The 17,501-nt window shown below is 74.9% G+C and carries 19 protein-coding genes; 12 read left to right on the top strand and 7 right to left on the bottom strand.

Features of this window, described 5'->3' with window-relative positions; translation table 11 throughout:
* Positions 1-404, bottom strand: a 404-nt coding sequence (locus tag AB0H57_RS27030; protein ID WP_357511230.1) for an HAD-IIIA family hydrolase, incomplete at its 3' end; no start/stop codon positions are given.
* Positions 405-689: 285 nt separating this feature from the next.
* Between AB0H57_RS27030 and AB0H57_RS27035 the strand changes: the two genes are divergently transcribed.
* Positions 690-1,136, top strand: coding sequence for an SRPBCC family protein (locus AB0H57_RS27035; protein WP_357511150.1), 447 nt, complete (start codon positions 690-692; stop codon positions 1,134-1,136).
* A gap of 155 nt (positions 1,137-1,291) precedes the next feature.
* On the top strand, positions 1,292-2,059 hold the full coding sequence (locus tag AB0H57_RS27040; protein ID WP_357511152.1) for a polyprenol monophosphomannose synthase: 768 nt from the start codon (positions 1,292-1,294) through the stop codon (positions 2,057-2,059).
* Positions 2,060-2,209: 150 nt separating this feature from the next.
* Here the strand turns inward: AB0H57_RS27040 and AB0H57_RS27045 are convergent, their stop codons facing one another.
* Positions 2,210-3,808, bottom strand: coding sequence for an NAD(P)/FAD-dependent oxidoreductase (locus tag AB0H57_RS27045; RefSeq protein WP_357511154.1), 1,599 nt, complete (start codon positions 3,806-3,808; stop codon positions 2,210-2,212).
* 72 nt (positions 3,809-3,880) lie between these two features.
* On the opposite strand from AB0H57_RS27045, the gene AB0H57_RS27050 reads away from it, so the two are divergent.
* Positions 3,881-5,314: an aldehyde dehydrogenase family protein gene (locus AB0H57_RS27050; RefSeq protein ID WP_357511156.1), complete on the top strand. Its 1,434-nt coding sequence runs from the start codon at positions 3,881-3,883 to the stop codon at positions 5,312-5,314.
* Positions 5,315-5,374: 60 nt separating this feature from the next.
* On the opposite strand, the gene AB0H57_RS27055 is transcribed toward AB0H57_RS27050, so the two are convergent.
* Complete coding sequence (locus tag AB0H57_RS27055; protein WP_357511158.1) at positions 5,375-5,797, bottom strand: ChaB family protein; 423 nt, start codon at positions 5,795-5,797, stop codon at positions 5,375-5,377.
* Positions 5,798-5,957: 160 nt separating this feature from the next.
* Here AB0H57_RS27055 and AB0H57_RS27060 point away from each other — a divergent pair, with 160 nt between their 5' ends.
* The 4 genes from AB0H57_RS27060 to AB0H57_RS27075 all read left to right on the top strand — a co-directional run bounded on the left by AB0H57_RS27060 (position 5,958) and on the right by AB0H57_RS27075 (position 8,322).
* Positions 5,958-6,938, top strand: a complete 981-nt coding sequence (locus AB0H57_RS27060) for a YihY/virulence factor BrkB family protein (RefSeq protein ID WP_357511160.1) — start codon at positions 5,958-5,960, stop codon at positions 6,936-6,938.
* A gap of 87 nt (positions 6,939-7,025) precedes the next feature.
* Positions 7,026-7,442 (top strand): DUF2795 domain-containing protein, encoded by a 417-nt coding sequence (locus AB0H57_RS27065; RefSeq protein WP_357511162.1) that lies wholly within the window; start codon positions 7,026-7,028, stop codon positions 7,440-7,442.
* Between the two features lie 55 nt (positions 7,443-7,497).
* Positions 7,498-7,959 carry an SRPBCC family protein gene (locus AB0H57_RS27070; protein ID WP_357511164.1) on the top strand — a complete coding sequence of 154 codons (462 nt, stop codon included), beginning with the start codon at positions 7,498-7,500 and terminating at the stop codon, positions 7,957-7,959.
* 102 nt (positions 7,960-8,061) lie between these two features.
* On the top strand, positions 8,062-8,322 hold the full coding sequence (locus AB0H57_RS27075) for a hypothetical protein (protein ID WP_357511166.1): 261 nt from the start codon (positions 8,062-8,064) through the stop codon (positions 8,320-8,322).
* A 129-nt stretch (positions 8,323-8,451) separates the two neighbouring features.
* Here AB0H57_RS27075 and AB0H57_RS27080 read toward each other — a convergent pair whose 3' ends face one another.
* Positions 8,452-9,741 carry an MFS transporter gene (locus tag AB0H57_RS27080; RefSeq protein ID WP_357511168.1) on the bottom strand — a complete coding sequence of 430 codons (1,290 nt, stop codon included), beginning with the start codon at positions 9,739-9,741 and terminating at the stop codon, positions 8,452-8,454.
* Between the two features lie 161 nt (positions 9,742-9,902).
* Between AB0H57_RS27080 and AB0H57_RS27085 the strand changes: the two genes are divergently transcribed.
* Positions 9,903-10,115 (top strand): hypothetical protein, encoded by a 213-nt coding sequence (locus tag AB0H57_RS27085; protein ID WP_357511170.1) that lies wholly within the window; start codon positions 9,903-9,905, stop codon positions 10,113-10,115.
* Here the strand turns inward: AB0H57_RS27085 and AB0H57_RS27090 are convergent.
* The gene (locus tag AB0H57_RS27090; RefSeq protein ID WP_357511172.1) at positions 10,112-10,561 is read right to left on the bottom strand and encodes a hypothetical protein; all 450 of its coding nucleotides are present in this window, start codon (positions 10,559-10,561) and stop codon (positions 10,112-10,114) included. The genes AB0H57_RS27085 and AB0H57_RS27090 overlap by 4 nt on opposite strands.
* Positions 10,562-10,725: 164 nt before the next feature.
* Between AB0H57_RS27090 and AB0H57_RS27095 the strand changes: the two genes are divergently transcribed.
* Positions 10,726-11,091, top strand: coding sequence for a DUF6401 family natural product biosynthesis protein (locus tag AB0H57_RS27095; protein ID WP_357511174.1), 366 nt, complete (start codon positions 10,726-10,728; stop codon positions 11,089-11,091).
* Positions 11,092-11,157: 66 nt separating this feature from the next.
* On the opposite strand, the gene AB0H57_RS27100 is transcribed toward AB0H57_RS27095, so the two are convergent.
* Positions 11,158-12,027: a hypothetical protein gene (locus AB0H57_RS27100; protein WP_357511176.1), complete on the bottom strand. Its 870-nt coding sequence runs from the start codon at positions 12,025-12,027 to the stop codon at positions 11,158-11,160.
* Between the two features lie 190 nt (positions 12,028-12,217).
* On the opposite strand from AB0H57_RS27100, the gene AB0H57_RS27105 reads away from it, so the two are divergent.
* The 3 genes from AB0H57_RS27105 (at position 12,218) to AB0H57_RS27115 (ending at position 16,436) form a co-directional block, all read left to right on the top strand.
* On the top strand, positions 12,218-14,374 hold the full coding sequence (locus tag AB0H57_RS27105) for a SpoIIE family protein phosphatase (RefSeq protein WP_357511178.1): 2,157 nt from the start codon (positions 12,218-12,220) through the stop codon (positions 14,372-14,374).
* A gap of 10 nt (positions 14,375-14,384) precedes the next feature.
* Positions 14,385-15,062 (top strand): HAD family hydrolase, encoded by a 678-nt coding sequence (locus AB0H57_RS27110; protein WP_357511180.1) that lies wholly within the window; start codon positions 14,385-14,387, stop codon positions 15,060-15,062.
* 84 nt (positions 15,063-15,146) lie between these two features.
* Positions 15,147-16,436, top strand: coding sequence for a cation:proton antiporter (locus AB0H57_RS27115; protein ID WP_357511182.1), 1,290 nt, complete (start codon positions 15,147-15,149; stop codon positions 16,434-16,436).
* Positions 16,437-16,490: 54 nt separating this feature from the next.
* Here AB0H57_RS27115 and AB0H57_RS27120 read toward each other — a convergent pair whose 3' ends face one another.
* Positions 16,491-17,432 (bottom strand): FAD-dependent oxidoreductase, encoded by a 942-nt coding sequence (locus AB0H57_RS27120; RefSeq protein WP_357511232.1) that lies wholly within the window; start codon positions 17,430-17,432, stop codon positions 16,491-16,493.
* Positions 17,433-17,501: the final 69 nt, after the last annotated feature.

The raw sequence follows: 17,501 nt of genomic DNA on the forward strand, positions 1-17,501 counted from the left end.
CCGGCCGCCCCGGCCGCGATGACGTCCGCTCCGATGTCGCCCACCAGCACACACCGCGCCGGAACGGTGCCCAGCGCGCCGGCCGCCGCGTACACCATGCCCGGCGCCGGCTTGCGGCACCGGCAGCCGGCCCGGTCGTCGTGCGGGCAGACCTGCCAGTCGTCGAACGGGCCCAGCAGCTCCTCGACCCGCGCGTTGACCCGGGCCAGGTCGGCCGCGCCGAACAGGCCCCGGGCCAGCCCGGACTGGTTGGTGACCACGCCCAGCCGCAACCCGGCCGCCCGCAACCGGTCCAGCGCCTCCCGCACCCCCGGCAACGGCCGCACCTTCTCCGGGTCACCGTTGTACGGCACGTCCTCCACCAGCGTGCCGTCCCGATCCAGCAGCACCGCGTCGAACAGGATCCCCGGGGCACCGGGCGACGCCGCCCCGGCGGGCCGGGCGGTCGGCGGAAAGGGCCGGTCGAAGCCCGGGTCGACCCGGGCTGACCTGCGCTGATCCTCCTGGTCCCGTCGCACGGGCGGCGGGTTCCCGGGGCCAGGAGGAGTAAACGTCGGTCCCCGGCGGCGACGGCAAGGCGGCGCCGGCCCGCGGGGCAGCACCCGGTCGGTCCGGCGTTACCCGCCGCCCCGGAGAAGCTAACCCCGCCGCTCCGTTACCGGGGGTCGGACGGGGGGTACGAGGTGCCCGTGGCGATTGTGGAAAGAGTGATCGACGGCTCCCCCGAGCAGGTGTTCAAGATCCTCGCCGACGGGTGGACGTACAGCGACTGGGTGGTGGGCACGGCTCACGTCCGGGACGTCGACGACGACTGGCCGCGGGTGGGTTCCCAGCTGCACCACCGGGCCGGGCCGTGGCCGTTCTCGCTGCAGGACGCCTCCACGGTCCTGCTCAGCGACGCGCCGCACCGGCTGGTGCTGCGGGCCGGGCTCTGGCCGGCGGGCGAGGCGATCGTCTCGTTCGCGCTGGAACCGGTCGGCCCGGGCGCGACCCGGGTACGCCTCGGCGAGGACTTCGCGGCCGGCCCGCTGCGCTGGATCCGCAACAAGCTCAACGACCTGGTGCTGCACCACCGGAACAAGGAGACGTTGAACCGGCTCGCCGACATCGTGACCCGGCAGAAGTCGGACGAATGACCCAGCCGGCCCGCCGGCTTGCGCCCGACGCCGGGCGCTGACGCCCGGGCGCCCCCGACGCCGCCCGCCCCGCCGTGGGGGGGAGCCTCGGCACGCGTCGTATCGCAACTGGCTACCCTCTCAGGGAAACCCGTTGGCGAACCGAGGAAGTCGTGATGATCGAACCCGTGCAGTTGCCCTCGCCGTGGCGGGACGCGCGCCTGACCGTCGTCGTGCCGACGTACAACGAGGCGGGCAACATCCCGGTGCTGGTCGAGCGGCTCCTCGCACTGCCGCTGACCGGGCTCAAGGTGCTGGTCGCCGACGACAACTCGCCGGACGGCACGGGTGAGGTGGCCGACAAGCTGGCCATCGAGCACCCGGACCGGATCCAGGTGGTGCACCGCGCCGGCAAGGAGGGCCTCGGCCGGGCGTACGTCGACGGCATCAGCCGCGCCCTCGACGGCGGCGCCGAGTACGTCGCGCAGATGGACGGCGACCTGTCCCATCCGCCGGAGGCGCTGCCCGGCATGCTCGGCGCGCTGCTCTCCACCCAGGCCAGCGTGGTGATCGGCTCCCGGTACGTGCCCGGTGGTGAGCTGGACGAGAACTGGCCGCTCTACCGCCGCGCGCTCAGCGGCTGGGCCAACCTCTACGTGCACACCCTGCTGCGGGTGCGGATCCGCGACCTCACCGCCGGCTTCAAGATCTGGCGCGCGGACGCGCTGCGCGAGATCGGGCTGGACCGGGTCCAGTCCAACGGCTACAGCTTCCAGGTGGAGATGCACTACCTGGCCACCAAGCTCGGACACACCATCCTCGAGGTGCCGATCCGGTTCGAGGAGCGGCGCGACGGCGCGTCGAAGATGACCACCGCCACCAAGGTGGAGAGCGCGCTGATGCCGTTCATGCTGCGCAGCCGGCACCGCAACCTGCCGCGCTGAAACCCGCCACCCCGCGATGGCCGGGCCGGGAGGGGCCCGGCTTACGGCAAGTTGGCCCTATCCAGGCCGGCGGAGGACGCGAGTTGCGGCAAGTCGGGCCCCTCCCACCACCGACACGCCGGCATGGTGGCGAGCGACGCGGCCGGCCGCTCAGCGGTACACGGCGCGGTGCGCCGCGCCGACGACGCCCGCGTAGAGACCACCGGTGACTGCCCGGTCCCGGGCCAGGGCCGCCCGGGCGGCGTTCGCGCCCGGCGCGCCGTGCACCCCGCCGCCCGGGTGGGCGGACGCGCTGGCCAGGAAGAGCCGGTCGACCGGGGTGTCCGCGCGGCCCAGGCCGGGGACGGGACGCAGAAACAGCTGCTGGTACGCGGCGGCCGTGCCGCCGCCCAGCGCCCCGCCGACCAGGCTCGGCTCCGCCGCCTCAAGGTCGGCCGGCCCGGCCACGTGCCGGCCCACGATCAGCGAGCGGAACCCGGGGGCGGCCGACTCCAGCACGTCCTCCATCCGCGTCACGTGCGCGGCGACCTCCTCGGCCCGCCAGTTCCGCCGGAACGGCAGGTGGGTGTAGGACCAGAGCGACTCGGTGCCGGCCGGCGAGTGGCTCGGGTCGGCCACCGACATCTGGCCCACCAGCAGGAACGGGTCGGCCGGCACCTCACCCCGGGCCAGCGTGGCGGCGTAGCTGGTCAGCCCGTTCAGGTCCGCTCCCAGGTGCACCGTGCCGGCGGTGGCGAGGGCCCGGTTGGTCCACGGCACCGGCGCCGAGAGCGCCCAGTCCACCTTGAGCGTCGAACCGTCCCACCGGAAGTGGGCCAGATCCTCCACCAGGCGGGGCGGCAGCCAGGCGGCGCCGACCAGGTCCAGGTAGAGCGCGGGGGCCGGCACGTCGGCCACGACGGCGCGGCGGGCCCGCCAGTGGCTGCCGCCGACGGTGCGTACGCCCATCGCCCGTCCCCGGGCGGTGAGCACCCGGTCCACCCGGGCACCATAGAGGATCCGGCCGCCCCGGGCCACCAGCCGGGCCACCAGCGCGTCGGTGATCCGCTGGGCGCCGCCGACCGGTACCGGCCAGCCGACCTGCTGGCCGAGCATGGCCAGCAGCCAGCCGTACATCCCGGAGCCGGCCTCCTCGGGGGACAGGTCGCTGTGCAGCGCGCAGCCGGCCAGCAGCGCCGGCCCGCCCTCGCCCTCGAAGAGCTCGGCGCCGAGCTTGCGGACCGGGACGACCAGCCGGCGGGCCAGCCGCAGCGCGCCGGCCACCCGCAGCCGCCGCAGCAGCGCCAGGCCGCCGCGGACCGGCGGGAACGGGGTGGTGATCACGTCCAGCATCGGCCCGGCCACGGTCTGCCATTCGGCGTACGCCTGCTCCCAGCGCTTCCCGTCGCCGGGGGCGAACTCCTCCAACGAGGCGGCGGTGGCGGCCAGGTCCCGGTTGAGCACGGCGGCCCGGCCGTCGGGCAGCAGGTGGGCCAGCACGTCCGGGGCGTTGGTCCAGGTCAGCCCGTGCCGATCGAGGTCCAGCGCGCCCAGCACCGGCGAGGCGTAGCCCAGCGGGTAGAAGGAGCTGTAGAGGTCGCTGAGGTAACCCGGGGCGGTCACCCGCGCCGAGCGCACCGCGCCGCCGGGCGCCTCGGTCGCCTCCAGCACCAGCACGTCCCAGCCCGCGTCGACCAGCAGGTTGGCGGCCACCAGGCCGTTGTGGCCCGCTCCGATGACGACCGCGTCGGCGGCCTCGGTCGGCGTCATCCGATCCGCCTACCCGGCCGGTTACCGGGCGAAACGCGTTTGCCTCGCGGGGACCGGGGCATCCACCGCGACATGTACAGGGTTGAACAGCTCATCGGTGGAGTGTGGGGCGCGGGCGGCGAGGGGGGCGAGCTGGTCGTGCACGACCCGGCCGACGGCTCTCCGGTCAGCACCGTCCCGGTGGCGACGGCGGACGAGGTGGCCAAGGCGGTGGAGGCGGCGCGCGGCGCCGCCGCGGAGTGGGCGGCGACCCCGGCCGCGGAACGGGCGGCGGCGCTGCACCGCGCGGCGGACGCGCTGGAACGGGCCGCCGACGAGTTGGCGGCGGCGACGACGGCGGAGATGGGCAAGCCGCTGGGCGACGCCCGGGGCGGGGTCGAGGCGGGCATCGGCACGCTGCGACAGTACGCCGAGTTGGGCCCGCTGCGCGGCGGCCGGACCCTGCACGGCGGCGGCGACGCGATCGACTTCATGGCACCCGAGCCGCGCGGCCTGGTCGCCGCGATCACCCCGTGGAACGATCCGGTGGCGGTCTCCTGCGGGCTGCTCGGCGCCGCCCTGGTCACCGGCAACGTGGTGCTCTACAAGCCGAGCGAGCGCACCCCGGCCACCGGCTGGCTGCTCACCCGGATCCTGGACGGCGCGCTGCCCACCGGGGTGCTCTCCCTGCTGACCGGGGGCGGTGAGGTGGGCGCGGCGCTCGCCGGGCAGCCGGTCGACGTGGTCGCCCACGTCGGGGCCACGGCCACCGGCCGGGCGATCGCTGCGGCGTGCGCCCGCACCGGCGCGAAGGCGCTGCTGGAGAACGGCGGCAGCGATCCGCTGATCGTCGACGCCGGGATCGACCCGGTGTGGGCGGCCGAGCAGGCCGCGGTCGGCAGCTTCGCCAACGCCGGGCAGATCTGCGTGGCGGTGGAGCGGATCTACGCGCACCGGGACGTGGCGGAGGACTTCGTCGACGCGCTGGTCGAGCGGGCCGGCGCGCTGACCGTGGGTCCGGGGCGGGACGCGGCGACCGAGCTGGGCCCGCTGGTCGACCGGCGGCACCGCGACCACGTGCACGGGCAGGTCACCGCGGCGGTGGCGGAGGGGGCGCGGCTGCGCGTCGGCGGCACACTGCCGGAGGGCGCGGGGGCGTTCTACCCGGCCACCGTGGTGACCGACTGCCGGCACGAGATGGCCCTGGTCCGGGAGGAGACCTTCGGTCCGGTCGCCCCGGTGGTGGTGGTCGACTCGTTCAGCGAGGCGCTGCGCTGCGCCGCGGACTCGCCGTACGGGCTGGCGGCCACGGTGCTCACCGCCTCGATGAGCCACGCCCAGCGGGCCTGGCGGGAGCTGCCGGTGGGCACGGTCAAGGTCAACGCGGTGTTCGGCGGTGCGCCGGGCGGCGCCGCGCAGCCGCGCCGCGGCAGCGGCCAGGGCTTCGGATACGGCCCGGAGCTGCTGGACGAGTTCAGCACGGTCAAGGCGGTGCACCTGGAGGCGCCGGGCGGCGGCCACTGGTGACGGCTACGCCGGAGCCCGGGACCGTGCGGGTCCCGGGCTCCGGTGCGTCGTACCGGTGGGTCAGCGTCCCCCGCGGGCCTTGTTCTTCTCGCGGGTCTTGGTGGTCTGCCGGTTGTTCGCCTTCTGGATCGCCTTGACCAGTTCCGGCTTGGTCATCCGGGACCGGCCCGGCACGTCCAGCTTCTTCGCCACCTCCATCAGGTGGTCCTTCGGGGCGTTCGCGTCCACCCCGCCGGCCGTGGAGGCCCGCCGGGCGGGTCCGCCACCGGCGGCCTGCTGGTCGCTGGGGCCCTTGCGGCCCTTCGGCTCCCAGTGGTCACCGACCTTCTCGAACTCGTGCTTGACCGCGGCGAAGGCGGTGCGGTGCGCCCGCTCCCCCTCGCCGTACGTCTCGACGGCCGAATCGTGCGTCTTCTCCCAGGTTCGCTGCGCCTTGTCCGGGGAGCGCCGCAACGTGCTGGGCAGTACCTCGCGCCCGGGCATGTCGTCCTCCTCCGCGTCGATCGCTTCCTCGTTTGACGGTTCCCCCGGCCGGCACGGGCAAACTCGCGGGCCGGGTTTGTCGATTTCCGGCCCCGGGTACCGCCGGACGCGAGCCGGATGGCGGGTCGGTCGTCCGGCCGGCGGGCGACAGGGGGCGGTCATGGCAGCGACGACGGAGCCGGCCGCGACGCCCGGCCCGGCCCGGCGGCGGCTCCCGCACCGGGTACGCCAGCTGAGCTGGCCGACCTGGCGTGGGGTGCTGGCCCGCAGCGGTCGCAACTTCGTCAAGGACAACTGCGCCGACTGGGCCGCCGCGCTGACCTACTACGGGGTGCTCGCCCTGTTTCCGTCCACCATCGTGGTGGTCGCCCTGGTCGGCCTGGTCTCCGACGGGGAGCGCACCGTCGACACCGTGCTGGGCCTGGCCCGGGACATCGGCGCGGGCGCGGTGGTCGGCAACGAGAGCTTCGTGACCGTGGTACGCGGCGTGGTCGACCAGCGCAGCGGCGCGAAGGTGCTGCTGAGCTTCGGTCTGCTCGGCGCGCTCTGGTCGGCGTCGAACTTCATCGGCGCGTTCACCCGGGCCTCCAACGCCATCTACGGTGTGCCGGAGGGCCGGCCGGTCTACCGGCTGCGGCCGACGCAGATCGGCCTGGCCGCGCTCTCCCTGCTGCTGCTCGCGGTGGTGGCCACCGGCCTGATCGTCAGCGGCCCGGTGACCGACGCGGTGGGTGATCTGATCGGCGCGGGCGGCCTGGCCCGTACGGTGTGGGGCGTCGCGAAGTGGCCGGCGCTGGCCCTGGTGGTGATGGTGCTGCTGTCGCTGCTGTTCTGGATCGCGCCGAACGTGCGCCAGCCCCGGTTCCGCTGGCTCACCCCCGGCGGCGCGGTGGCCCTGGTCTCGTGGGTGCTGGTCTCGTTCGGCTTCGGCCTGTACGTCGCCAACTTCGGCTCGTACGACGTGACCTACGGCAGCCTGGGCGCGGTGATCGCCTTCCTGGTCTGGCTCTACCTGTCCAACTGCGCGCTGATGCTCGGGGTGCAGATCAACGCGGAGTTGCAGCGGGGCCGGGTGTTGCAGAGCGGGGCCGGTGATCCGGGCGAGCCGGTCCTGCCGGCCCGGGAATCGGCCGATTCGTGACGGGTTTCCTCCCGGTTCGGCGGCCGATGACCGGCCCGACCGGCCGACCCCGGTTTACCGGCCGCCCGCTCGGGCATGTCTGACGGCATGGAACGAGGCAACAGCAAGCACTCGCCCAGGGTCGACGACAACATGCGCCAAGACGTCGAGGGCCTCGTGCAGGGTCCCGGGACGGGTGGCTCGCGGGTCGAGGAGTTCCGCCAGCCGGAGCCCGCCGGCGAGGACCAGCCGGAGCCGAAGACCGTCACCGCCGGCCCGCAGCGTAGCGGCAATCCCCAGGGGATGAGCTCGGACGACGTGGAGGCGCGCAGCCGCCTCGGCAAGTTCATCACCATGACGGCCCTGCCCGGCGACCGGGAGACGCTGCTGGCCAACGCGCGGGAGAACCAGGCGCCGGCGGACATCGTCGACGCCCTGGGACGCCTGCCGGAGGGCACCCGTTACCAGACGATTTCCGAGGTGTGGGCCGCACTCGGGCACAAGAACGAGACGACCCGCTGGTGAGGGTGGGCCGGCCCACGGCCACCCCGTGCCGCCAGCGGTCAGAGGAGGAACCTGCATGAGTGGCGTTATGGAGCACGTGGACGTCGCCGTCCCGATCCGGACGGCGTACGACCAGTGGACCCAGTTCGAGGAGTTTCCCCACTTCATGGAGGGCGTGCAGGAGGTCCGGCAGCTCTCCGAAACGATGACCCACTGGACGGTGGAGATCGCCGGGGTGAAGCGCGAGTTCGACGCCGAGATCACCGAGCAGCTGCCCGACGAGCGGGTGGCCTGGAAGTCCACCGGCGGCACCCAGCAGGCCGGCGTGGTGACCTTCCACCGGCTGGACGAGGGCCGCACCCGGGTCACGCTGCAGATGGACTTCGAGCCGCACGGTGTGGTCGAGCAGGCCGGCGACAAGCTGGGCGTGGTCGACCGCCGGACCAAGGGCGACCTGGAGCGCTTCAAGCAGTTCATCGAGCGGCGCGGCCAGGAGACGGGCGCCTGGCGCGGCTCGGTCGACCGTCCCACCCCCTGACCCCTTCCCCGTTACACACCCGCGACGACGGCTGCCGGTCACCGGCGGCCGTCGCTGCGTGCGCGGCCGTTTGCCCGCCCGACGCCCGGGTACCGGACAGGGATGACGGACAACGACAGGGTGTGGCGGGACGAGCAGAAGACCCCGCTGGGCGAGTTGGACCGGGCCATCGCCCGCTCGACGATCGACGGGCAGGCCGACGACGCGACCGGCAACGACGCCGGCGAGGAGGCCGCCTTCGGGCACGGCCCCGAGCCGGTGGACCGGGGCGCCGGGCCGGAGGCCGAGCGGCGCGAGATGACCGACACCGAACGCGCGTACCGCCCGTCGACCACCGGACGGACCGGCCCCGACACCATGTGACCTTCCGCGCCCGCCGATCCGGCACGCCGCCCGCCGACGGGCCGCGGGCCGGTCGGATGTCCGGGGGTCCGCGGCGCGCAGGTCAGCGGACCGGTCCGGCGTGCCCCCCGGAGGCTCGCGGCGGCCGGGTCAGCCGTCGGCCGGGCGGGCCGGCGACCGGCCGGCCAGCAGGTGCAGCAGCAGGAGCAGCACCGCCAGCCCGGTGACGGCCGGCCCGAGCAGCGTCACAGAGGTGTGGCTGAACAGCACGCCGAGCCCGGACGGGATCAGCGCGCCGCCGAGCCCGGCCGCCCCGATCTGCAGCCCGATGGCGCGGTCGGCGTGGGCGGCGCCGACGCGCTGGGCGGTGGTGAGGGTGAGCAGCGGGAACACCGGCGCGGCGGCGAAGCCGACGACGAACAGCCCGGTCACGGTGAGCCACCCCGGGCCGGGCACCGCGACGAGCAGGGCGCCGGCGGCCATCCCGACCAGGCTGGCCCGCAGCACCAGGGCGCTGCCCAGCCGCTCGGCGACCACGCCCTGCACCACGCGGCCGACGAAGAGGCTCCCCCAGTAGCCTGAGACGCAGAGCCCGGCGGTGGCCGGGGCCAGGCCCCGTCCCTCGGTGAGCAGCAGGAACGCCCACAGACCGGTGCCGATCTCAATGGCCACGTACACCGCGAACGCCAGCCCGCCGAGCCAGACAGCCGGCAGTCGCAGCGTGTCCCGGACCCGCACCGGCGCGGGAGCCGTGGCGAGCGCCGGCTCGGCGGTGGCCACACCGGTGCCCGGGCCGTCGGTGGCACCGGCCGCCGGGCCCACGGCGGTCCCGCCGTCGACCGGTCCGCCGGGTACGGCCGGTTCCGGCGCCCGGGCCAGCCAGGCGCGCACGGTCAGCGCGAACGCCGCGGCGAGCGCCAGCTGCGCGGCGGCGACCAGCCCGTACCCCCAGCGCCAGCCGAGCCCGGCCGCGATCACCGCGGTCATGATCAGTGGGCCGATGGCCACCCCGAGCCCGAAGCACGCGTGCATCCAGTTCATGTGTCGGGGGCCGAAGGCCCCGGCCGCGTACGCGTTCAGGCCGGCGTCAACGGCGCCCGAGCCGAGCCCGAGCACCAACGCGCACCCGGTCATCAGGGCGATCCCCGGCGAGGTGGCGTACCCGGTGAGGGCGAGGCTGGCCAGCAGGGTGCTGACGGCGAGCAGCCGGCCCACGCCGAGCCGGGCGAGCGAGAAACCGGCCAGCACGCTCGACGTGAGGTACCCGACGGTGCCCACCGTGAGCAGCAGGCCGACCGTCTCGGTGGGCAGCGCGAACGTGGTGCGGATGGACGGCCAGCCGACGCCGAGCAGGCCGTCGGGCAGGCCGAGGCTGACGAAGGCGAGGTAGGCCAGCAGAAGCAGCGCGGCGCGGGGCCGGGCGGGCGTGGTGACGGACACGCAAGACCCTAACGCCGCCGCCAGCGGGAGCAGCAAGTCGCCGCACCGACCACCCCCGAAGCGGCAGAAAGTGCGGGCCGGTCGTCCGGAAAAGCGGACAGGTCATCCAGAATCGGCGGAGCGGGCTCCGGCATCCCGAGGCGCCGCGTAAGACTTTCGGAATGCAACAGGGCTCCGGCATCCTCAACCCTCGTCAGCGTCGCCTGGCCTGGCTGGGCTTCCTGCTCGCCGCGCTCCAGGCGCCCGTCGCCGCCTGGCTGGTCTCCGACGACTCGTGGCTGTTCAGCGTCTGCGTCGCGCTGATGGTGGCCACGGTGATCATCGCCGACGACGCGAAGCGCCGTCAGCCGGAGGGCGCGGGCGGGGTCGACTAGACCTCGTCGGTGGGGCGGGCCTCGTGCCCCGGCCGGCCCCGGGTCCGCCGCCGTTCCTTCATCTCCGCCTCGTACAGGTGCCGGCGCCCGCCGACGAGTTCGTCGCGGGCGTGCCGGTCCAGTTCGCGGAAGAGCGCGTAGTAGCCGTCGTCGAAGTCCTCGACGATCTGGAACGTCCACCGGCCGGCGATCACGTTGCGGCCCAGCAGTTCCTCGGAGATCCGGTCGGCGATCCCGGGATGCCCGGCGTCACGGAACCGCCGCGCCGCGTCGTCGAGCATCAGGTCGGCGTGCCCGACCATCTGGTGCAGCGCGTAGAGGTGGCCGCGCGCCCGCTCCACCGTCTCCAGCGCCTCGCTGAGCTTGCCCAAGGCCGCGACCGTCTCGTCGCTGACCCCGGCCGGCCGCCGGTGTTCGGCGTCCGGGCCGTCCCCGTGCTGTCCCATCCGTGCCTCCCGGTGCCCGCTGCGCCGGATCGCGCCCGGCTCCCCTTTGCCCGGCCGGCTCCGGATCAATCCTGGCGGAGGAGGCCGGCCGCCGGCCGGGCGGAGGGCGGACCGACCGAGCGGAGGACGCCGGCGGGGTTACCGGGCCGTTAACCTGACTCCTCATGCGAGTGCCGTACACCCGGGTCACGACCGGTACCGCCGGGCACGCGGCCCGGTCCACCCTCACGCTGCTCACCGCCTCGGTCGGCGCCACCGGCCTCGCCGCGGCCGCGGCCCGGCCGGGCCTGCTGGCCCTGGTCGACCAGCACGCCGCCGCGGTCCGGGACAGCCTCGACGGCGACCGCCGGCCGCTGACCCCGGCGGCCCTGGCCGGCTACGCCGAGGGGGTACGCGCCGCCGCCCTGGAGCACGGCTGGCAGCCGCCCATGGACACCGCAGCCGCCTGGGCCGAGCCGGACTGGACCCTCACCCGCCTGCTGGCGGTCTGCGCGCTGACCCGCTCGCTGGACCCGCGGCACCTCGTCTGACCGCGCGAAGGACGGAGGGCGCCCGCGATCACCTCGCGGACACCCTCCGTGACGTTCGGCGACGGGTCAGCCGTTGGGCCGGCCGAACTGCTGGGTCTCGTCACCTCCGGACCGGTACGTGCCCTGCTGACCGCCCCGGCCGCCGGTCATCGACGTCTCCGGCATCGCCTGGGTCGGCTGGCCACCCCGGTCGGCCATCTGGCGCTCGTAGTCGCCGCGCCCGGCGCCCTGCCCGGACCGCTGCTCGCGCATCGCCCGGGACTCCGCCTCGAGGCGGTTCAGCCAGCCGCCCCAGCGCTCCTGCATCGGCTTGACCAGGCCACCGCCGAGGCCGACGATCAGGATGCCGGCCACCGTGGCGAGCACCGCTACCAGCACCGGCGTGGTCACCGTGGTGGCGATGCCCACCTGGTTCAGCGCGGCGATCACCCCGAGCGCCAGGATGAAGATCGCCGTCAGGTCGGCCAGCACCCGGCCGTACGACAGACCGCCTAGGGCGCCGGTGATCAGGTCCCGGACCGCGTTGGCGATGGCGGCGGCGACGACCACGATGACGATCGCGATGAACGCCCGCGGCAGCCACGAGATCACGCCCCGGATCAGGTCGCTGATCGCGTTGGGTCCCCACACCCCGAAGGCGAACTGCAGGGTGAACAGCAGGACGGCGTAGTAGGCCAGCCTGGCCAGGATGTCGCTGGCGTCGTACTTGGTACGTTCCAGCGCGCGTTTGATGCCGCCGCGCTCCACGGCCCGGTCGAAGCCGACCCGCTCGAGTGCCGCATCCACGATCTTGAGGACCGCTCGTGCGATGAGCCAACCCACCACGAGGATCACGATGAATGCGATGGCCCTCGGGATGAAGAGCAGTACCGACTTCCAGAACTCGGTCAGGGCGTAGCCGATGTCGGCCTGCCCGATCGCGAGGGTTTTCGGCATGATGTCCCTCCTGTCGCATGGATTAGCGCCGTCCGCTTACCCCCTTGCTCCGGGGGCACGCCGCGACGACCACCCAGAATTTCCCGACATCTCCTACGAAAGCCGCCCTGACCTGCGACAACAGGACGGCCGGGGGCGGCCGGCCGGCATGATCGCAACAGGGGCCGCACGCTGCGGATAGGCTGCGGACATGCCAGGCACGGTCGGGCGAGTACCCACGCCATCCGCTCCCGTTCCGCCGGAGACGCCCCCCGGCGCCGTCGCCGCGGGCGCGGTGCTCGGCCACCCCTGGGCCGAGACGACGCTCGGCCCACGGGACCGCTGGGACCCGGCCGTCCGGGCCGTGGTGGACGTCGTGCTCGCCGCGCCGGTGCCCATGTGCCTGCTCTACGGCGACGACTTCCTGCTGCTCTACAACGACCGGTACGCCGAGGTGATCGGCCCCCGCCACCCCGGCGCGATCGGCCGGCCCGCCGCCGAGGTGTTCGCGGACGTGTGGCACACCGCCGGGGCGGCCGAGGTCGTCGAACGCACCTACCGGCGCGGTGAGCCGTTCCTGGAGCGGGAGGCCGTGCTGCCGATCCACCACCACCTGGGCGCCCCCGGCCAGGCGACCTTCACCCGGTGCCACTCCCCCGTCACCGACAGCACCGGGCGGGTCGCCGGGGTGCTCACCGTCCTGGTGCAGACCGGCCAGGTCACCCAGCAGCTGCAGAGCGTCAGCGACTTCGCCGCCGCCCTCGCCGGCACGCTCACCCTCGACGACGTGGCCCGGGTGACCCTGCGCTACGCGCTGGGCTCCTTCGACGCCGACCGGGTGTCCTTCGTGATCGACGAGGGCACCAACTGGCGTACGGTCCGGCGGGTCCGGGGCGAACTGCTCGACGAGGCCGACGAGCGGCTGCCGCCGCTGTGGCGCCGGGCCGTCGCCGACTCGGCCACGCCGGTGGTCGCCACCGCACGCAGCGGGGTGCCGTTCCTGGTCAGCGACGGTCAGCCGCTGCGGGAGGCCGCCGTGGACCGGCACGACGAGAAGATCCGGGCCCTCGCCGCCCTGCCGCTGCGCTCCGGGGTGATCCGGGGTGCCCTGGCGATCGGCTACCAGACGCCGCACGCCTGGACCGGCACCGAGCGGGCCCTGCTGGCCGCCGTGGTCGAGCTGGTCGGCCAGGCCGCCGAGCGGGCCCGCCGGTTCGAGACCCAGCACGGCACCGCCCAGCTGCTGCAACGCAGCATGCTGCCGGAGCACCTGCCGGCCATGCCCCGGCTGCGCATCGCCGCGCGGTACGACCCCGGCGTCGACGGCAACGCGGCGGGCGGCGACTTCTACGACGCGTTCACCCTGCCCACCGGCGGGCTCGGCGTGGTGCTCGGCGACGTCGCCGGCCATGACGTGCAGGCCGCCGCCCGGATGGGCCAGGTACGCGCCGCGCTGCGCGCGCTGGCGCTCAGCGACCCGCGGCCGGACGCCGTACTCGGTGGGCTGGACCGGCTGGTCGGCAGCCTGGCCGCCGAGGCCGGCACGGAGGAGCTCTTCGCCACCGTGGTGTTCGGGCTGATCGACCTGGAGCGGCAGCAGGTGACGCTGGCCAGCGCCGGCCACCCGGCGCCGCTGATCCGCCGCGGTGCCCCGGACGGCTCCGCCACCGCCAGGTACGTCGACCTGCCCGCCGGGCCGCCACTGGGCCTCGGCGGGCGATCCCGCACCGTCACCGTGCCCTTCACCGCCGGGGACAGCCTGCTGATGTTCAGCGACGGGGTGGTCGAGCGGCGCTGGCAGAGCCTGTCGGCGGGGCTGGACGGGCTGGCGGCGGCGGTCGCCGGCGCCGGCAGCGGCGACCCGCGGGCGCTCTGCGCGGTGGCCAGCGCGGCGGTGCCCGGCGCCACCGAGGACGACGTCGCGGTGCTCGCGGTGGAGCACGCGCTGCGGCCGAGCCGGTCGGCGCGGATGGAGGTGCCCGCCGAGCCGACCGCGCCCAGCCGGGTCCGGCACTGGCTGACCGCGCAGCTCACCGCGTGGCAGGTGCCCGAGCAGGTGATCGGCGCGGCGGTGCTGTGCACCAGCGAACTCACCACCAACGCGCTGCTGCACGCCGGCACGGCCGCCCGGGTGGAGATCGACCTCAGCGCGGAGCGGCTGCTGGTCTCGGTCGCCGACTCGGGCACCCGGGGCCAGGTCACCCGGGCCCGGACCGACACGTTGAGCAGCCGGGGACGGGGCCTGGGGCTGATCGAGGAGTTGAGCGACGCCTGGGGCACCGATCCCACGGTGCGCGGCTCGACCGTCTGGTTCGAGATCCTCGTTCCGGCGGCCCAGCCAGGCGTCGGGGGCGGGTCGTCCGGGTAGGAGGAGCACCATGCCCGATCCGAAGCGCAGCGGTGTCCTCTTCGACGTCGATGGAACCCTGGTCGACACCACGTACCTGCACACGGTGGCCTGGTGGGAGGCGCTCCGCCAGGCCGAGCACCGGGTGCCGATGGCAGTCATCCACCGGTCCATCGGGATGGGGTCGGACAAGCTCCTCGACCACCTGCTCGGCGCCGAGCGCGACCGGGGCGACGACGAGCGGCTGCGCGACGCCCACGACAGCCTCTTCGCCGGCTGGTTCGAGCGGCTGGCGCCGCTGCCCCGCGCCGCCGACCTGCTGCGCGCCTGCGCCGCCCGCGGCCTGCGGGTGGTGCTGGCCACCTCGGCGGCCGAGCACGAGGTGGCGGCGCTGCGCCGGGCCCTGGACGCCGACGACGTGCTGGACACGGTGACCTCCTCCGCCGACGCGAAGGAGAGCAAGCCGGCGCCGGACATCCTGACCGCCGCCCTGGACCAGGCCGGGCTCGACGCGGCCGAGGTGGTCTTCGTCGGCGACTCGGTGTGGGACGTGGCGGCCGCCGGCAAGCTGGACATCCCCTGCATCGGGCTGGCCTGCGGCGGCACCAGCCGGGGCGAGCTGGCCGGCGCCGGGGCCGTGGCCGTGTACGACGACCCCGCCGGCCTGCTGGTCGGGCTGGCCGAGAGCCCCATCGGCGCGCTGCGCTGAGCGTCCCGGCTTAGCGGGGCCGGCCACGGGGCAAGGTGTGACACCACTTCCCCCGAGCGTCGGCGGAGGTCGAAAGGCGGTGTCGTGGAACCGGTAGACGTGGCGCTCGCGGTGTTCGGCGTCGGTGCGCTCCTCGCGGGGATCCTGCCCCGGGTGCTGGAACGCCGGCCGCTGTCCATGCCGATCGCCTTCCTCGGGCTGGGCATGCTGGTCTTCCTCCTTCCGGTGGGGCTGCCGGTGCCCGACCCGCTGCGGTTCAACTCGCTCGCCACCCATCTCACCGAGATCGGGGTGATCGTCGCCCTGATGGGCGCCGGCCTGAAGATCGACCGGCCGCTCAGCTGGCGGCGCTGGTCGTCCACCTGGCGGCTGCTGGCCATCGCCATGCCGCTGTGCATCGCGGCGGTGGCCCTGCTCGGCTGGTGGTGGGCGGGTCTGGTGCCGGCCACCGCGCTGCTGCTGGGGGCCGCGCTCGCCCCGACCGACCCGGTGCTCGCCTCGGACGTGCAGGTCGGCGAGCCGACCGACGTGGAGGACTCCGAGGACGAGGTGCGCTTCGCCCTCACCTCCGAGGCCGGACTCAACGACGGGCTGGCCTTCCCGTTCGTCTACGCGGCCATCGCGATCGCCAGCACCGGCCTCGCCCCGGCCGGCTGGTTCGCCGAGTGGTTCGGGGTGGACGTGCTCTACAAGCTCGCCGTCGGGGTGGGCGGCGGCCTGCTGGTCGGCTGGCTGCTCGGCAAGCTGTTCTTCCGCGCGCCGAGCCAGCTCCGGCTCGCCCGGCACGCCGAGGGCTTCCTCGCGCTGGCCGCCACCTTCCTGGCGTACGGGCTGGTCGAGGTGATCGGCGGGTACGGCTTCCTGGCGGTGTTCGTGGCGGCCCGGGCGATCCAGTCGGCCGAGCGGAACCACGAGTTCCACGCGGTGCTGCACGACTTCGCCGAGCAGACCGAGCGGCTGCTCACCGTGATGCTGCTGCTGCTCTTCGGTGGCGCCCTGGTCGGCGGGCTGCTCGCCCCGCTGACCTGGCCGGCGGCCGCCGTCGGGCTGGCCCTGATCTTCGTGGTCCGGCCGGTGGCCGGGTGGCTGTCGCTGCGTGGCGCGCCCGGGCGACCCGCCGAGCACTGGGTGATCTCGCTGTTCGGCATCCGAGGCGTCGGCTCGTTCTACTACCTGGCGTACGCCACCACCAAGGCGGACTTCCCGCAGGCGGAGCTGCTGTGGGCCACCCTGGGCCTGGTGGTGCTGGTGTCGGTGGTGATGCACGGGATCGCCGCCACCCCGGTGATGCAGCTGCTGGACCGGGCGGACGAGCGCACCGCCGGCCCGGCGGAGACCACCCGCCCCCACACCCCCGCCCCCGCCGCCGGTTGACCTGTCAGGAGGGGCCCCTTCCTATACAGAAAGCGTCAACAAGGGCCCCGCCTTTCACCCGAGCCGGGTGGCAAGCGCCCGGCCGAGGTCGCGCCCGGATCGCCAGGCGGCCTGCACCCGGGACCGGCCGCCGAAGGCGTCTCCGGCCAGCCCGATGCCGTCGTCGTCGAGGTGGTGGGTCCGGTCCGTCGGGCCCTCCACCGGGCGGGCGTACGTCCAGCGGTGCACGTGCACCAGGTCCGCCGGCTCGGGCAGGCCGAACAGGTCGCGGACCGCCTCCTCGATCGCCGGCCCGGCCGCGGTGGGCTGGGTGAGGTGCCGGCCGGCGAACTCCGCGGTGGTGTGCGCGACCAGCACGGGTGCGCCGTCGCCGCGCCGGTCCCCGTCGTCGCAGACCAGGGCGAGCAGCGGATGGTCGTTGACGAACGCGCCGCGGAAGTCGGCCCAGGCCCGGCTCGGGAAGCGCAGCACCCCGCTGAGCGCCGGCGCCCAGCGCTGCGCCTGCACAGCCCGGGTGGCCTCGGTCAGCGCCGGGTCCAGCAGCAGGGCCGCCTGCGGGCCGGGCATCGCCAGCGCCACCGCGGCGCACCGCCCCCCGTCGACGGCCGGCCCGGGCTCGACGCCGAGCACCAGCCGGTCGACGGTCACCGGTAGCTCCCGGGCCAGGTGCTCGACCAGGGAACGCAGCCCGCACGGCGCCGCCCAGCGCACCGGGCCGGGCACCTCGCGGCGGCCGTCCGGGCCGTACGCGACGAACGTGTCGGTCCATTCCCGGGCCAGCCCGGCCGCCCGCCACCGGTCGACCACGGCGGCGAAGTCGGGGTCGTCGACGGTGAAGTACGCGGCGCCCAGGTCGGCGGGGCGGCCGTCGAAGCGCCTGCTGGCCATCCGGCCGCCGGGCACCCGCCCCCGTTCCCGGAGCTCGACGGGCACCCCGGCCCGGGTCAGCTCCACCGCGCACGCCACGCCGGCGATGCCGGCCCCGACCACCACCACACCCGCGCCCACCGGCTGATCGTATGCGCGGCGCCGGGCATGAAGGCGACATCGCCGGGGTACTGGACA

Source organism: Micromonospora sp. NPDC050686 (assembly GCF_040654475.1).
Classification (GTDB): domain Bacteria; phylum Actinomycetota; class Actinomycetes; order Mycobacteriales; family Micromonosporaceae; genus Micromonospora.

Excerpts from the sequence above, each read along its gene's own strand:
- AB0H57_RS27090 (WP_357511172.1), bottom strand. The coding sequence starts at position 10,561 with ATGGGACAGCACGGGGACGGCCCGGACGCCGAACACCGGCGGCCGGCC.
- AB0H57_RS27070 (WP_357511164.1), top strand. The coding sequence starts at position 7,498 with ATGAGTGGCGTTATGGAGCACGTGGACGTCGCCGTCCCGATCCGGACG.
- AB0H57_RS27060 (WP_357511160.1), top strand. The coding sequence starts at position 5,958 with ATGGCAGCGACGACGGAGCCGGCCGCGACGCCCGGCCCGGCCCGGCGG.
- AB0H57_RS27045 (WP_357511154.1), bottom strand. The coding sequence starts at position 3,808 with ATGACGCCGACCGAGGCCGCCGACGCGGTCGTCATCGGAGCGGGCCAC.
- AB0H57_RS27040 (WP_357511152.1), top strand. The coding sequence starts at position 1,292 with ATGATCGAACCCGTGCAGTTGCCCTCGCCGTGGCGGGACGCGCGCCTG.
- AB0H57_RS27050 (WP_357511156.1), top strand. The coding sequence starts at position 3,881 with ATGTACAGGGTTGAACAGCTCATCGGTGGAGTGTGGGGCGCGGGCGGC.
- AB0H57_RS27095 (WP_357511174.1), top strand. The coding sequence starts at position 10,726 with ATGCGAGTGCCGTACACCCGGGTCACGACCGGTACCGCCGGGCACGCG.
- AB0H57_RS27100 (WP_357511176.1), bottom strand. The coding sequence starts at position 12,027 with ATGCCGAAAACCCTCGCGATCGGGCAGGCCGACATCGGCTACGCCCTG.
- AB0H57_RS27110 (WP_357511180.1), top strand. The coding sequence starts at position 14,385 with ATGCCCGATCCGAAGCGCAGCGGTGTCCTCTTCGACGTCGATGGAACC.
- AB0H57_RS27055 (WP_357511158.1), bottom strand. The coding sequence starts at position 5,797 with ATGCCCGGGCGCGAGGTACTGCCCAGCACGTTGCGGCGCTCCCCGGAC.
- AB0H57_RS27065 (WP_357511162.1), top strand. The coding sequence starts at position 7,026 with ATGGAACGAGGCAACAGCAAGCACTCGCCCAGGGTCGACGACAACATG.
- AB0H57_RS27105 (WP_357511178.1), top strand. The coding sequence starts at position 12,218 with ATGCCAGGCACGGTCGGGCGAGTACCCACGCCATCCGCTCCCGTTCCG.
- AB0H57_RS27085 (WP_357511170.1), top strand. The coding sequence starts at position 9,903 with ATGCAACAGGGCTCCGGCATCCTCAACCCTCGTCAGCGTCGCCTGGCC.
- AB0H57_RS27075 (WP_357511166.1), top strand. The coding sequence starts at position 8,062 with ATGACGGACAACGACAGGGTGTGGCGGGACGAGCAGAAGACCCCGCTG.